This window comes from Thalassospira lucentensis MCCC 1A00383 = DSM 14000 (genome assembly GCF_000421265.1).
GTDB lineage: Bacteria > Pseudomonadota > Alphaproteobacteria > Rhodospirillales > Thalassospiraceae > Thalassospira > Thalassospira lucentensis.
Window position 1 is genome coordinate 213,320 of sequence record NZ_ATWN01000009.1, and the last position, 14,848, is coordinate 228,167.

The following is a 14,848-nucleotide window of genomic DNA, read 5'->3' on the forward strand; positions in this document are numbered from 1 at the left end:
ATAGGCGGATCGGGCAGGGCGTTCTTGAACGAAATTGCAGGGTGTTCTTGGGGGTGAATGGGCTCAGTTCGCCCGCACCGCACGGGCATAGCGGCCCGGTGTCATGCCAAAGGCCCGGACAAAATGGCGGTTGAGGTGGCTTTGATCGGCAAAGCCCGCCCCATGGGCGATATCAGCAAGCGTTTCGCCGCGTTTGATCATATCGCGCGCAAGGTCAATACGCCGCTGGATCAAATAGGCATGCGGGGTGAGGCCCGTCGCACGGGTGAAATCGCGCAGGGTTTGAAACTTGCTCAAGCCTGCTGCCTTGGCAAGGTCATCAAGGCTGTGCGATGTGGTCGGGGCATCGTCAAGCAATGCCTTGGCGTTCCGGATGCGGTTGCTGGCAACGGCGGTGCGTGATGCTGTGCGCAAGCCCGGCGCGTTGGTGTAGTCCGGTGTCATCACCGCATGATGCAGCAAGATCAACAACATTTCCTGACGCCGCAATCGCGCCGCATCGGCTGTGCCGTTGGTGATGGCATCAAAAAGGGCGGTAAAACAGTTGCGGACATCGGGACGGTCCATCACCGGCTGGATGAAGCTATATTGGTCGCTTTTGCCTTCGGTGATGTCGCGTACGGCATCGGCAATCAGGTCGGGCGCGAAATACAACATGTTCCAGCCGCGCGGCCGATCGCCAATCGGATGACCATCGTGCACTTCACGCGGATTGACGGTGATGATGTTGCCTGCCCCAGCCTCGACCATGCCGCGCCCGGATGCGGATTTTTGCGCCCCCGCATACATATATCCGATGCCAAACGCCTCGTGGGTGTGCTTGGCAAAGGAATGGCGTGTTTCGGCCATGACGGCTTCAACACCGAGACAATCATGGGAAATTATGCGAACGTGATCCTGCGACATGGTTGGAGGGTGTCAGAATCCCTTGAAGAAAACAATGACACAGTCAGTCGATTGGATCAGAAACGCTTGATCACTGCGAAGCGCAGGTTGTGAGACTGGAAATCAACCTGATGGTCGAAGGAACCTCGGAAGCCGGCTCTGACGAAGCTCTGACGTTCATCAATGACTTTTGGGTAGTAGTTCATGACGTAGTCGCCGCGCAGCACCCAACCATTATCAAGCTTGTAGGACGAACCAAGCCCAGACGAAATGCCTAATGCCAGCGAGCTTTCACTGAAGTCCTCGTTTTCCCCGGCGCTGTTGGTATCGGTGTAGCGGAAATCATAGTCGAAATAACCGATCGACGGACCCGCAGCAGCATGGAACATCCAGTTTCCAACGGCATATCCGATCTTGGGGCGAATGCTGAACGCAAAGTTGGTTTCCAGCGTCGAGTTGATATTGAAGTCGACACCCGCAGAATTATAACGTACCGGCCCGGATGCGGTGCTGGCAGAATAATCCATTACCGAAAGGTCCGCTTCGATCCCGTAAACAAGCTGGCCGCTTTGGTGGTCATATCCCCCCAAAACTGATCCATTCAGAGCGAGGTCATCGAGGCTTTTTTGCAGGTAAGGACGCTGAACCGCGGGGTCGTCACTGGTGAAATAGGGGGTCGATTCGCCGACCGTATCAGGATTGCTCTCCCCATACGTCCCACCAAGCGCAAAGCCGCCGTAAAATCCTGACCAGGTTGCATCTGCTGCGGATGCGATGCCCGGAAACAGAATGCCTGCAGCGATTGTTGCGCAAATGATAGACCTGAACTTTGGTAGTTTGTGCATCCCATTTCCCCCAACGCAAGAGTAGCTATACTATGTGATAGCACTAATCAATTTATTAGTATTTCTCAATGTTTAACTTTTGGTTTGCAACGGTATTGATTTCATCGGGTGTGTTGTAGAGTGTGAAATTATCTTGTGCGTTTCAGAAGAGTGTTAGTCCTCCTTCAAGGTGCTTTCACATGCGGGCTCAAAAGTTCGCGAAGTCCGCCCAGTCCTTCGACGTGATTGGCAATGACACTGGTGACAATCAAAAGCGGCACGGCAACCAGCACCCCGACAAAGCCCCAAAGCCAACCCCAAAACGCAATCGCCAGAATGACGGCGATGGAGTTGATCCGAAGCCGGTTGCCGACAAGGGCGGGTGTGATCAGCTGTCCCTCAAGGGCGGTGCAGGCAAGATACAGGGCAGGGGCGAGTAACGCCTCGCTCGTGGTTTGGACCGAGACCAATGCAACAACACCCACCAGCATCACCCCGCACAGCGCCCCAAGGACCGGAACAAAGTTCAGAACCGCGGCGGCAACACCCCACAGGAACGGGTTGGGCATGCCGATCACGGCCATGAGCGTGCCAATGACACTGCCAAGTATGATGTTGATTGCCGAAATCGTCGCAAGATACCGCGATACTTCGCGTTCAACGTCATGGGCAATCCGCAACCCCTTGCGCCGGTCGCCAAAGGTCGGAAGGGCGCGCACCATTTTTTCATAAACCAAATCCCCACCCGACAGGATAAACAGCAATAAAACAAGCATCAGTGCAATACCCGTGGCAATGCCCGGTGCGCCTTGGGCGGCCTGACTGATCAGGTTGGGTTCGGCGACGACAACTTTTTGAACGTTGTCGCCCTCATTGTTTTGGTCGGTGGCCTCTGACACCTGTTTTTGCGCATCGCGAAGCTTATCAAGTGGTTCGCCAAGATCAGCCAGACGCAAGCGTAATTGCCGTTCAATTTGCGGGGCTTCATCGATCCAGCCCGATACCGGCCCGCTGAGCCCGTAAACCCCGGCAATGGCGGTGGCAGTTAAACCCAGCACAATCGTAAAGGCCGTCAGGACACGCGGAATACGCACCCGGGCGAATGTCCGAACCACGGGTGAAAAGACCAGCGACAGCAAAAAGGCAAGGGTGATGGGAAACAAAAGGTCCTGCGCGATATAAATGCAGCCAAGCGAGAGAACCCCAAACGTCCCGATCACCGATATTGTCCGCGCACGGCGATAGGCGCGCGCGCGCGCCGCTTGTCGGGCATCATTGGCTTTGGTTTGATCCAGACTGTCTTCTTGCGCTGCGATTGGATCGCTCATGCAATTTGCTCCGCTTCGTCCCTGCCGGGCAAAATTGCAAGCGGCAGCATTACGCGTGTTTAACGCCCTGTCGGATGGGGATGTTCCGCACTATCGGGTTCTCAGATGGCAAAGTAAGTAGAGATCAGTGTGCCGCATCGCGCAAATAGATCAAGGGCGCACCATCAAATGCATGGTGCGCCCAACGATTTTGATCAAGAAGGTTTCAGAAGTCAGCCATAAAAGGGCGATGCCATGTCACGGCTTGCCGCCTCGGTAACCGGGGCGTCAAACACGCGGGTATAAAAGGCCGCGTTCAACGTTTTGGCTTCACTCGGGAAGTAATCAAGGGCAAATTTCCGGGCGTTTTCAAGTGAGTCAAAGGCATAGAAGCCGCCAACCGTCCCGGTGTGAAGGCCACTCAGCCAGGTTTTGGACAAAAGCCCTGGTTGTTGTTTTAAAACCGGATTAAACGCCCGCCATGGTCCGTTATCAAACGGGAAAACATGAAGCTGCACCTCGGTATAAACAAATGCGGCGGGCAGTGTTGTCGGGGACGCGCCGTAATGCACTGAATTCATGTCGATGCTGGCCTCAGTGGTTGCGGTGGCGTCAAAAATGCGGGTGGTCTGGGCGACACCGAAATTACGGGCTTCGGCCGGGAAGTCATCGGTAACGAATGCTTGCGCATTTTCGATTGAGTCAAAGGCATAGATACCCCCCGCCGAATTGTTGCCGACCCCCGACAGCCATGTTTTGTTCAAAAATCCCGGTTTGGTTTTGATCGTCTCGTTGATCTGCTGCCACGGCACCTGATCAAAAGGGGCCGAGATTTGAAGTTCGGTATAGACAAAAGCTTTTTGTGACATGGGATGGGTTCCTGTTTTCTGTGAAAGGGGGCCGGCATCGGCCAAAGACGGGATAAGAAGGCCTGTGCCTGTTGCGGTCAAACCGGCCGCCGCGAAGGTCAAGAATTCACGGCGGTCAATCTGGGTTGGGGGTAAATCCACGGTATGTTTGGCGTCGGGTTTCATTCGGGTTGATCCGTAAAGTTAAAAATATAACGAACGTTATATAAATGAATGATCGACAATCGCATGGTTGTCAATTAAAAATATAACGACCGATATATTTTGAGGATCCTATGGTTAAAAACCAGACGCGCAAGGAAGAAACCCGCCGCAACATGCTCGATGCCGCAAGTCGCGGTTTTCGTGAAAACGGGTTTGCCGGGGTGGGGGTTGATGGCATTGCCAAGGCGGCCAATGCGACGTCCGGTGCATTCTATGCCCATTTCGGGTCAAAAGACGGGGCGTTTCGGGCCGCACTTGATCTTGGACTTGATGAAGTGATCGATGGTGTCCCACGGTTTCAGCGTGATTATGGCGATGGCTGGACCGATGCCTTTATTGAGTATTATCTCGGGCGTGCGCATCGCGATGATCTGGCGTGTGGCTGTGCGATGACCAGTCTTTCGCCGGAAATGATGCGCGCAGATGCGCAAACACGCGCCCTTTACGACCGTAAAATGCAAACCATCGCAACCTTGATTGCCAAAGGACTGCCGCAGTTCGACACACAACAGCAGCGCGCCAAGGCGTGGTCTTTTCTGGGAATATTGATCGGCGGGCTGACCATGGCGCGGGCCTTAAGTGACGACAGCGCCATAGATGACGTCTCCGTCGCGATCAAGGCCGCGGCAGCAGGGCTTTTGAAAGCTTGATGACAGAGATATCAGATCAGGTTTAGCGATAATCGCTTACGTCTCGATTGCCGGTTCCTGAAGCTGCAACTCACGCGCAATAATTACCGCCTGTGTACGGCTATGGACCGAAAGTTTGCGCAGGATCGCCGATACATGGGCCTTGACCGTGGCTTCGGTGACATCAAGCTCATAGGCAATTTGCTTATTCAGCTTGCCTTCGGTCAGCATGTTCAAAACGCGAAGCTGTTGCGGGGTCAGTTGGCCAATTTTTTCCGCCAGATTAGTGGCTTCGTCATCGGCAGGGCCATTTTCCATGGCATCGCGCGCCCAGTCGGGCATCCACATCCCACCATCCAGAACGGTTTTGACCGCAAGACCAATCTGGTCTACTGGGGCGGATTTCGGAACGAACGCCGATGCCCCGTATTCGATGGACCGGCGTACAACCGGCATGTCCTGACTGGCCGAAACAATCGATATCGGAATATCGGGATAAGACGCGCGCAGGGTAAACAGGCCAGTAAAACCGTTCATGCCGGGCATATGAAGATCAAGAAGTACAAGATCGATGTCGCCCTTGTGGGCTTCGATCTGCTCGATGGCTTCAAACAGGCTTCCAGCCTCATACAATGTCACGTTATCCAGTTCTGTTGACAATGCTTGTTTAAGAGCACCCCGGACAAGCGGGTGATCATCTGCGATCAGAATCTGGAACGTTTCGGACATTGGCGATTTCCCTTGGAAGTGATTTTTCCCCATCAGGTCGCAATTATTCTATCCCGATTAATCGGACTCACAAAACAGAAGGTGAGAATATGATTGGGATAGTTTGATTATTGGCTTGGGTGCGACCCGGATTGCGTCCGTCTGCACAGCCACTGGCGGGCAGAAGGAGTGAGGGAAACCAAAGATCACTCTCGCCCCACGAAATGTGAAACTTCGGCCCCCCTCGCGCCACCGTTTGGGATTATGCATACTAAATTCGGCGCCGTAAACTCCGCATTTGTCGAAAAATGAATTTTATCCTATCACTTAGGGTAATGAACGAAATTCAGTTCTTACAAACCACATCGCGGTGCAAAAAAGTGGATTTTATACAATCCATTCCAATACCGCGCAGACCAAGGGAAAAAGGACGCAAAAATGTCTGATCAGCGCCACGTGATTTCGCGTAAAGACTATAAAGAACCTGACTTTTTTGTAGAAAAGGTCGAACTGGTCTTTGATCTGGAACGAGAGGTCACAAACGTCAAATCGCGCCTTTTCATACATGCGAATCCTGCGCGGGGTACCGGCGTTGACGATGAAGTTTTCCTGTACGGCGAGGACATGAAACTTGTTTCAGTCAGCATCAATGAGCGCCGTCTTGCATCGGGCGATTTCACCGTTGATCAGGAAGGTCTGCGTTTTACCGCACCCCGCGAAGCCTTCATCGCGGAAATCGAAACCCAGATTTCACCAGCCAACAATACGCGCCTTGAAGGTCTGTACGTTTCGCAAAGTGCCTTTTGCACCCAGTGCGAGGCCGAAGGCTTCCGCCGCATTACCTATTTCCCGGATCGTCCCGACGTTATGGCAACCTTCAAGGTCACCATCAATGCGGATAAATCATCCTGCCCGGTGTTGCTGTCAAACGGCAACCTGATCGATAGCGGCGATCTCGACGGCGGGCGTCATTTCGCGGTGTGGGAAGATCCATTCCCCAAACCGTCCTATTTGTTCGCACTGGTGGCAGGCGACCTGGCTTGTGTCGAGGATAGCTTTAAAACCGTTTCCGGGCGCGATGTCGCACTGCGTATCTTTGTTGAACATGGCAACGAAGATCGCTGCGACTTCGCCATGGACAGCCTGAAACGCTCCATGAAATGGGACGAAGAGGTCTATGGTCTTGAATATGATCTTGATCTGTTCAACATCGTCGCCGTGTCGGACTTCAACATGGGGGCGATGGAAAACAAAAGCCTGAACGTCTTTAACGCGAAATACATTCTCGCCAAGCCAGATACCGCGACGGACATGGATTTTGAACTGATCGAATCCATTGTTGCGCATGAATACTTCCACAACTGGTCGGGCAACCGGGTAACCTGTCGCGACTGGTTCCAATTGTCGCTCAAAGAAGGCCTGACCGTTTTCCGTGATCAGGAGTTTTCGGCCGATCAACGGTCCCGCCCAGTGCAACGGATCAAGGATGTTGCACAGTTGCGTGCGCGCCAGTTCCCCGAAGACGGTGGCCCGCTGGCCCATCCGGTCCGCCCTGACAGCTATATGGAAATCAACAATTTCTATACCGCCACGGTCTATGAAAAAGGGGCCGAACTGATCCGCATGATGCATACGTTGCTGGGGTCAGATGGCTATCGTAAGGGCATTGACCTTTACTTTGATCGCCATGATGGGCAGGCCGTGACCTGTGATGATTTCGCCAAGGCAATGGAAGACGCCAACGACATCGATTTCACCCAGCTCAAACTTTGGTATTCACAGGCCGGCACGCCGAAACTTTGGTGGGAAGGCGACTACGACGCCGATGCCAAACAATACCGCATCACCCTGACCCAGAAAACCGACCCAACCCCGGGCCAGGGCGATAAAAAACCGCTGCATATGCCGGTATCCATCGGGCTTCTTGGTGCCGATGGCAATGATCTGGCGGCCAAAACGGTTGAATTGACGCAAGCAACCCAGGAATTCGTCTTTGACGGTGTGACCGAAAAGCCGGTCGTGTCGTTCAATCGTGGTTTCTCGGCCCCGGTCAATGTCATGACCGATCAGCCCGACGCAGAACTTGCCTTCCTGATGGGCAACGATTCCGATGCGTTTAACCGCTGGGAAGCGGGGCAGAAATACGCCACCCGCCTGATGCTGTCGGCTATTTCCAATTTTGAGGAAAATGACGGCAATGCCGATGCGGCCTTGAATGACGTGGCGGTTGCGGTGGATGCCTTTATTGGTGCGATGCAGGCGACCCTTTTAAATGACGGGCTTGATAAGGCATTTCGTGCCGATGCGCTGGTTTTGCCGGGTGAGGAGTTTATTTCCGAGCAACGCAAACCCGCCAACCCTGACGCCATTCATCAAGTGCGTAACGCTCTGCGCAAACGCATTGGCGTGGCCCTGATGGATGATTTCGAAAATACCTATCATCAAAACGCCTCGAACGCGGCCTTTACCCCCGATGCACTATCGGCCGGGCAACGTGCCTTGCGCGCAACGGCTCTTGGCTATCTGGTGGCATCTGGTGAAACCCGCTTTGCCGATCTGGCGTCTGACCAATATAAAGCCTCCGATAACATGACCGATCAGATGGCCGCACTCTCGGTGCTGAACCATCTTGATCATCCGGGCCGGGCGGATGCCTTGGCTGATTTTGAAACCCGCTTTGCCAAGGACGGTGTTGTTCTTGATAAATGGTTTGCACTTCAGGCGATGTCATCGCGCGATGATACCTTGGCGCGCGTCAAGGATCTGATGGGCCATCCGGCCTTTACCATGCGCAATCCCAATAAGGTCCGGTCGCTTATTGGCGCATTTGCCATGGGCAACCCGCGTCATTTCCATGCCAAGGATGGCTCGGGCTACGAATTCTATACAGATCGTCTGATCGAACTTGATGACATCAATCCACAGGTCGCCGCACGTTTGTGTGCCCCGCTTGGCAAATGGGCGAAATATGATGACGACCGGGCCGAGATGATGAAGGCTGCCTTGCAGCGTATTCTGGCCAAGGAAGACATCTCGCGCGATTTGTATGAAATCGCGTCAAAATCCGCTGCAGCGTAAAACGTTATCCGCACGGTGATTTTGCGATCTCCATTTAAAAAAGGCGGCTCCTTGCAGGGCCGCCTTTTTACGTTAAGTGTGTTGGCGAGAACGCCGGGATTAGATTACGTCAGTTTCATCCGCTCGCTAAAGGCACGCATCCGTTCTGACAGGTTGCGCGCCATTTCCGAAAGTTGATGGCTGGCGGTGTTGAGGTCATGGGCATTTTTACCCGTGCTTTGCGCACCGTCATTCACAAACTGGATCATTTCATCCATTGATCCGGCACCCGCAGCAATCCGCTGCACATTTTCGGAAATCTCGCCAGTTGCACGCCGCTGTTCATCCACCGATTGGGTGATGGTTGACTGGATGTCATTGACCTGATGAATAACGTCGCCAACCGTGCTGATGGAATGGGCGGCCTTCTGGACTTCCTGCTGGATCGCGGCGGTAAGTTCGCCGATCTTTCCGGTCGCACTTGCGGTTTGATCGGCAAGCGATTTTACCTCGTTGGCAACCACGGCAAAGCCCTTGCCAAGTGGCCCGGCACGTTCGGCTTCGATTGTCGCATTCAGCGACAGAAGCTTGGTGCGATGGGCAACATCGTTGATCAGATCAATAATCGATCCGATCTCCGAGCTGGCCTTTTCCAGTGAGCCGATATTGCGCTGACTTTCCTCGGCTTCCTGCTGTGCCCGGTTGGTCACGTTGGAGGCTTCGGATGCCTGACGGTTGATCTCGGCAATCGACGATGAAAGTTCCTCGACCGCTGTGGCAACATTCTGGGTGTTTGAGGCTGCTTCACGCGACACATCAAGTGCCCCACCAGATTGCGCGACGGTATTTTCCGACTGGCTTGTCAGTTCGCTGGCAAGGCCAAGCAACCCTTCGGATTGTTCCGTCACCGATTGGGCTACGCGCGCAACCTCGGCCATCATTTCCGTGATCGCCATGCGGCTTTCTTCACGTTCAGTTACCTTGTTCCACGCCAGCATGGTGCCCAAAAGGACATTGTCCTTGTCGCGCACCGGCGCTGCCAGAAGTTCAAGGTAATCGCGGTCATTCTGCATGACCTCGGTAAAGGGCAGATTATCCGGGTTCGAAAGCTTGGTCTGGAAATCATCCCCAAGATTAAGGAAGTCACCCGAAACCGTATCGGTGTTTCCGCCAACATAGTCCTGCGCGCTGGCATTAAGATAACTTAAAGTGCCCGCAGGTGTGATCAGGGCTGTCATGGTGGGGGTGTTTTCCACCATGTTTTGCAAGATCATGGCTTGTCGTACTGATTCGCGAAGACCAATCAGGGCTTTTTTCATATCCCCAATTTCATCCGACCCGACTTTGGGCAGATCAACATTGGTATCGCCGTTCGAGATGGATGTCATGGCACGGGCAAAGGCCCGCAAGTTGCGAAATACCGTTGTGCGCAACAAGACCCACCCGGCAAGCCAGCCCACCACAAGTACCGCAACCAGGATTTCAATCGAAATCATCCGCAGATCATTGGTCTGGGAATAGAAATCCGTAATGTCGCGGTCAAATGTCGCCTTGGCCCAAGTGCCGCCACGCCCATCAGAAATCAGGATGTCAACCGCAGCACGCTGTGTTGCGCTGGCATTTTCACTGTCTGGCGTATTGGCGGTCTCGGGGGGCGTTGCCTCGGTGTTGCCGGGTTCTGCCCCGTCGCTACCGTCAGCAGCGGCAATTTGTTCATCCCCTTCGCTTGTTTGCCCATCTTCAAGGCTTTCAAACAAAAGCGTTCCATCAGTATCAAAAATCCGGAAATTGCCACCAAGCACCTTGCCAATGCCCGCCAATGTCGGCAGCGGATCGGTAACAACTTCAAGAAAACCAACCGCGCGGAAACCGCCCACGGGCAGGATAAAACTAAACACAGGGCGCCCGTCCGGTGTTGACCACATATAGGTCGCCGGTTTACGGGCTTCTGCCTTCTCGCGGTTTTTCAGATATTCCAGAACCGCTGGATCATCGGTGATACTGGCACCAAGTTCGGAATCCGATGTTGCCAGTTTGGTGAAGTTCTCGTCATAGGCCACCGTTTCGATCAGATCGAGCTCGCCTTGCACCACCTGACGGGCATTGGACAGAATGTTCAGCTCCGCCTTCATACGGGTCTGATCATTCTCCTGAAAGCTTTTGACCAGGCTGCCTAGTCGCGACCATTCGTTGACAATGGGGGTAACCTTGTTGCTGTAATCCTGTGCAACGCGGGATCCGACAAAGAAATTGACTGTGCCACTGACCGAATTGTTCAAGGTTTCTATGGCAAAATTGCGATAGGTATCGCCAGTCCAAAGTAACATCCAGGTGACAGCACCTGACAATAGTAATCCCGTTACAAGCAAGATTCGCCGTAACGTCAGAAGGCTATTGCTGCCTTCTGTCATAGCCGTCTTTGCGGCTTTTTCTCCCGTCATTCAAACACTCCAGAGCAAACCGTTTGTTTTTAGTTTTGATTGGGTGTCTCACTCCCGCCGGACCTACTTCTTAAGAGTAGCTCTACTGATCCAATCAGAGGTTAATTCGGAAAACAATCATTTACTTGGTGTCCCGTGCGGAAATTGCTGGGCGTGGCAACTGAAATTCGTGTGTTTTTGGGGTGAATTTCGCGCATTGGTTGGCGTTTCAAAGAAGGGTTTCAATGGGGCGCATTGAAAATATTCAGAAAAATATGCGAATGTGTGTGATAATCGTTTGCAATTACTTTTTCGATGTTCTATGACTGTCTTCGTCAAATGCAGACGGCAATGCCGTTTGTGACCCGGTCATCAGACTGACATGGCGTAGCTGATGACCTGTTTATCTTCGGGACTCTCTCTCCCCGAAGGTCGATCTCTCTCACTCGAGGGGCTGGTATCCGGATCATTGTGCGGGACAATGCCGGGGAAAATACCAGCCCCCTTTTTTTATCCAAAATTCTGTCTTTAATACTGTTTGAAAGCGACGATGGCTTTTGATGCTCATCATCGGGCATCGTCTTTTTTGCGGCAATTGCGCGTAATTGCGGCCTTTATGTCTCTGATTGAACGGCTTTAGGGTTTTATAAACGGGCTGGCGGTTACAAAACTCCTTACCCTTAATGTCGTGAAGAAAGGCCAAGCGGATGGCTGGCGAGGACCCGACCAACAAACCCGATTTGCGGGCAGACCCAAATCCGGATGCCGGGCAAACGCCCGAACCCGAACAAAAACCCGAGCCTGAGCAAAAGGATGCACCACTTCCTGCATTCATTTATGGCCGGGACGGACGTGGTGATGCGCAAGGACAGGGCAACCGCTTTGCCGATCGGCAAAACTTCAATGCATGGATAGGTGATATGGATCGTAAAACTCTCCTTGGCCTCGTGACCGGGGCTGGCATGCTGGGCCTGGTATTGTTCTTTGCTGGCATGTTGGTCGGTGCAGGCCTGTTCATGGAGTCCAGTGATACCGACACCGTTGTACAAAAAGACCCGGCACCGATTGAAATGCTGGCAACCGAACCGGACGCGCCCGTGATGAGCGAACCGGTGCCTGATCCTGAAATGGAACCGGCTCCGTCACAAGGCAATGCGCAAACAGATACGACAAGCAATGATCCCGTTGGCGATCTGATCGCGGAACGCACCGATACGCTCTCACAAACGGTACCAGATGCGCCCGAAGGGGATGAGACGACCTCAAACAATGCGGATGCCGCATCAGAGCCGATGGAAACACCGGCTGCACCGGATCTGGACGAACCGGCCGATAAAAAAGCTCTGAGTGCGCCGGAAATTCGCGAAACGGAAGAGCCTGCTGAAACAGCAGAAGCCGAAGCCCCGGCCGCAGAGGAACAAGAACCCGCTGCCGCACAGCAAACGGATACCGCCGAAAAAGCACCGGCGACCCCGGAGCCAGCGACCTCGGAACCAGCAGAAAAACAATCCGAGCCCGCGGCGGCGTCGTCCAACGAAGAGACCCCGTTCTCGGTTCAGGTCGGCGCCTTCAAAGTGCATGAAAATGCCAGTCAGCGTGCCGAAGAGCTGCGCAAAACCGGGCTCGAAGTCGTCGTGGTCATTCGCGGTCCAGAGGGCGAGGGGGCATGGTATTATGTCCGTGTTGGTAAATATGCCAATCTCGCACAGGCACGCGATGATGCGGCAAAGATCAAAAAGAATCAGGGCGTTGATGGTTTCCCGGTACGCGCGGAACCCAATGACCGCGAAGTCAACTAAGGCCATCCCAATTTTGGTCAGTATATAAAGGTCGCTGTCGATCACAGCGAGCCGGTTTCACGGGGCGATACAGCAATGTATCGCCCCGTCTTTGTTTGTTGCCCCCGCGTCTTAGTCCGATTTTGTGAATTTGCCCGGATGGGGTTTGTTTTTGCGTTTCTTTTGCGGCATTCTACTTGCCATCACTGGGCAAAGGCTTTAGGCGGTAGGCCCATAAGCTCATTACAGGTGGCAGCAATGTTTCTTTGGCTGCTGCGCCGCAAGACAGGATGGCTGGCAGAACATGACCACGCACAAGGATTTCCCCAATCTTCATATTCTTGATCACCCGCTGATCCAGCATAAGCTGACGCACATGCGCAAGGTCGATACCTCGACCAAAACCTTCCGGCAGTTGCTCAAGGAAATTGCACTGTTGATGGGCTACGAGCTTACCCGCGAACTGCCCGTCAGCTATGAGGAAATCCAGACGCCGATTTGCGCGATGAAGGCACCGACCATTCAGGGGCGCAAACTTGCCGTTGTGCCGATCCTGCGTGCGGGGTCGGGCATGGCCGATGGCTTGATCGAACTGATGCCGTCTGCACGTATCGGTCACATTGGTCTGTACCGTGATCCCAAAACCCATATGCCGGTTGAATATCTGGTGAAATTGCCCGAAGTCGAAGGCCGCACCTTTATTCTGGTTGATCCGATGCTGGCGACCGGGAACTCGGCTGTGGCAGCAATCGATACGCTCAATAAATACGGTGTAGCGGACAAGGACATCCGCTTTATGGCACTGGTTGCCGCCCCCGAAGGGGTCAAAGTCTTCCAGGATGCGCATCCTGATGTACCGATCTATACCGCGGGCCTTGATGAGAAGCTGAATGAAAAAGCTTACATCGTGCCAGGGCTCGGCGATGCGGGCGACCGTTTGTTCGGAACGCGCTAGTCTCTGCAATACGACGACGCGATCGAAAAACGACCATTAAAAAAGGGTGCCAGACGGCACCCTTTTTCTATTTTGTATTTGGGGACGTCATCAGCCTTTCGGCGATACCGTCACATCCACAGTCGATCCGCTAAAGGAACTTCCGCTAAGTTTGATCGTCGCAACGCGGTTTTCACGGTCATACACCATGACGGAAATATCGGCGCGTACGACGGTCACTTTGCTCCAGCCAAAATTAGGCATTTCGCGTTCGTAGAAATCATACATCTGCGCCTGAGTGCCGCCAGAATTCAGCACAAGGCGTCCGTGCCATGCGTCGGATGCGCCAAAGATAATGCTTCTGTCCATATCCAGCGATGAATTGGACGGCATCGGAATGTCGGTGAATTGCGTAAATGACGGGACAGGCTGTCCACCTTTGCCGTCACTACCGCTTCCTGACGATGTGTTGGGTATAAGACTGGTACCAGAACACCCGGCCAGTGAAAGTCCTGCAATCGCAGCAGCACACATAAGATATTGTCGCAGTCTCATCATCTTCCCTCGGTCCCCTGATGCCCATCTTGTTAAGGGCATGGATATCTGGCCCTATCATCGGGCGATAATGTAAAGGAAAGGTTCACATATTCGCTTTTTACACCAGTTTGTGGCACCTGTTTTGTGCCTGCCCTACGTGAGATGCGCAATACCTTTATATATAGCCTATCAGGACGACGGGTTCTGCGGGGCCAGAGTTCACTCAAATCCATAGCCCCACCATCTGTCATACGACAGACCTTGTTGGCAAATCGCCGGTATTTTTGCTGTTCTAAAAAGAATCACAATTCGCAGATTGTCTTTTTTGCCGCAGGTCCAAATCGATGATATTGGGTTTTAACAAGGCTATAGCGTGATTTTTCAACTCTTGGTCACAGCATGGATGTATGTGCATGGTTGTGGTTGGGGAGGGTGAAAAGGCTATGGTGTTGAAAATAAACGAATTGTGATAAAAACACGATTAAATCCATTTTTTCCTTAAAAAGGTATTTACAGGTAGCGGATAGGGCCCTATAACCCGCCTCCACCGACGAGGCGCGGCGCTGACGAGATTGGCGACGCGGGTTAAACGGTTTAAGGTTTCGGCCTTTGAGTTCTTTGACATTGTTGATCAGTAGGAAGGGATGCGCGGGCAGCGTTATGGCGTTAGTCTGTGCATCCTGGAGACGACGGATC

12 protein-coding genes are annotated in these 14,848 nt (G+C 53.3%); 4 read left to right on the forward strand and 8 right to left on the reverse strand.

What is annotated here, in order from left to right; all coding sequences use genetic code 11:
• Positions 1–63 precede the first annotated feature (63 nt).
• The 4 genes from K355_RS0118210 to K355_RS0118225 all read right to left on the reverse strand — a co-directional run bounded on the left by K355_RS0118210 (position 64) and on the right by K355_RS0118225 (position 4,050).
• The gene (locus K355_RS0118210) at positions 64–849 is read right to left on the reverse strand and encodes an AraC family transcriptional regulator (protein ID WP_245562970.1); all 786 of its coding nucleotides are present in this window, start codon (positions 847–849) and stop codon (positions 64–66) included.
• 113 nt (positions 850–962) lie between these two features.
• Complete coding sequence (locus K355_RS0118215) at positions 963–1,730, reverse strand: outer membrane protein (protein WP_022733592.1); 768 nt, start codon at positions 1,728–1,730, stop codon at positions 963–965.
• A 164-nt stretch (positions 1,731–1,894) separates the two neighbouring features.
• Positions 1,895–3,037 (reverse strand): AI-2E family transporter, encoded by a 1,143-nt coding sequence (locus K355_RS0118220; protein WP_022733593.1) that lies wholly within the window; start codon positions 3,035–3,037, stop codon positions 1,895–1,897.
• 212 nt (positions 3,038–3,249) lie between these two features.
• Entirely contained in the window at positions 3,250–4,050 is an 801-nt protein-coding gene (locus tag K355_RS0118225; RefSeq protein ID WP_022733594.1) for a YdhR family protein, read from the reverse strand.
• Between the two features lie 110 nt (positions 4,051–4,160).
• Here K355_RS0118225 and K355_RS0118230 point away from each other — a divergent pair, with 110 nt between their 5' ends.
• Positions 4,161–4,739 (forward strand): TetR/AcrR family transcriptional regulator, encoded by a 579-nt coding sequence (locus tag K355_RS0118230; RefSeq protein WP_022733595.1) that lies wholly within the window; start codon positions 4,161–4,163, stop codon positions 4,737–4,739.
• Positions 4,740–4,775: 36 nt separating this feature from the next.
• Here K355_RS0118230 and K355_RS0118235 read toward each other — a convergent pair whose 3' ends face one another.
• Entirely contained in the window at positions 4,776–5,447 is a 672-nt protein-coding gene (locus K355_RS0118235) for a response regulator (protein WP_022733596.1), read from the reverse strand.
• Positions 5,448–5,864: 417 nt separating this feature from the next.
• Between K355_RS0118235 and pepN the strand changes: the two genes are divergently transcribed.
• Positions 5,865–8,504 (forward strand): aminopeptidase N, encoded by a 2,640-nt coding sequence (gene pepN, locus K355_RS0118240; RefSeq protein WP_022733597.1) that lies wholly within the window; start codon positions 5,865–5,867, stop codon positions 8,502–8,504.
• 104 nt (positions 8,505–8,608) lie between these two features.
• Here the strand turns inward: pepN and K355_RS0118245 are convergent, their stop codons facing one another.
• Complete coding sequence (locus tag K355_RS0118245) at positions 8,609–10,924, reverse strand: methyl-accepting chemotaxis protein (protein ID WP_022733598.1); 2,316 nt, start codon at positions 10,922–10,924, stop codon at positions 8,609–8,611.
• A 686-nt stretch (positions 10,925–11,610) separates the two neighbouring features.
• Here K355_RS0118245 and K355_RS0118250 point away from each other — a divergent pair.
• Together K355_RS0118250 and upp are read left to right on the forward strand one after the other, a co-directional pair.
• On the forward strand, positions 11,611–12,702 hold the full coding sequence (locus K355_RS0118250; RefSeq protein WP_022733599.1) for an SPOR domain-containing protein: 1,092 nt from the start codon (positions 11,611–11,613) through the stop codon (positions 12,700–12,702).
• A 283-nt stretch (positions 12,703–12,985) separates the two neighbouring features.
• A complete protein-coding gene (gene upp / locus K355_RS0118255) occupies positions 12,986–13,636 on the forward strand; it encodes a uracil phosphoribosyltransferase (RefSeq protein ID WP_022733600.1) in 651 nt (216 codons plus the stop codon).
• 90 nt (positions 13,637–13,726) lie between these two features.
• On the opposite strand, the gene K355_RS0118260 is transcribed toward upp, so the two are convergent.
• Positions 13,727–14,173, reverse strand: a complete 447-nt coding sequence (locus K355_RS0118260) for a hypothetical protein (RefSeq protein WP_245562971.1) — start codon at positions 14,171–14,173, stop codon at positions 13,727–13,729.
• 371 nt (positions 14,174–14,544) lie between these two features.
• Positions 14,545–14,848: hypothetical protein (locus K355_RS25960; RefSeq protein WP_028791739.1), on the reverse strand; the 304-nt coding region annotated here is incomplete at its 5' end.

Excerpts from the sequence above, each read along its gene's own strand:
- K355_RS0118210 (WP_245562970.1), bottom strand. The coding sequence starts at position 849 with ATGGCCGAAACACGCCATTCCTTTGCCAAGCACACCCACGAGGCGTTT.
- K355_RS0118215 (WP_022733592.1), bottom strand. The coding sequence starts at position 1,730 with ATGCACAAACTACCAAAGTTCAGGTCTATCATTTGCGCAACAATCGCT.
- K355_RS0118220 (WP_022733593.1), bottom strand. The coding sequence starts at position 3,037 with ATGAGCGATCCAATCGCAGCGCAAGAAGACAGTCTGGATCAAACCAAA.
- K355_RS0118225 (WP_022733594.1), bottom strand. The coding sequence starts at position 4,050 with ATGAAACCCGACGCCAAACATACCGTGGATTTACCCCCAACCCAGATT.
- K355_RS0118230 (WP_022733595.1), top strand. The coding sequence starts at position 4,161 with ATGGTTAAAAACCAGACGCGCAAGGAAGAAACCCGCCGCAACATGCTC.
- K355_RS0118235 (WP_022733596.1), bottom strand. The coding sequence starts at position 5,447 with ATGTCCGAAACGTTCCAGATTCTGATCGCAGATGATCACCCGCTTGTC.
- pepN (WP_022733597.1), top strand. The coding sequence starts at position 5,865 with ATGTCTGATCAGCGCCACGTGATTTCGCGTAAAGACTATAAAGAACCT.
- K355_RS0118245 (WP_022733598.1), bottom strand. The coding sequence starts at position 10,924 with ATGACGGGAGAAAAAGCCGCAAAGACGGCTATGACAGAAGGCAGCAAT.
- K355_RS0118250 (WP_022733599.1), top strand. The coding sequence starts at position 11,611 with ATGGCTGGCGAGGACCCGACCAACAAACCCGATTTGCGGGCAGACCCA.
- upp (WP_022733600.1), top strand. The coding sequence starts at position 12,986 with ATGACCACGCACAAGGATTTCCCCAATCTTCATATTCTTGATCACCCG.
- K355_RS0118260 (WP_245562971.1), bottom strand. The coding sequence starts at position 14,173 with ATGATGAGACTGCGACAATATCTTATGTGTGCTGCTGCGATTGCAGGA.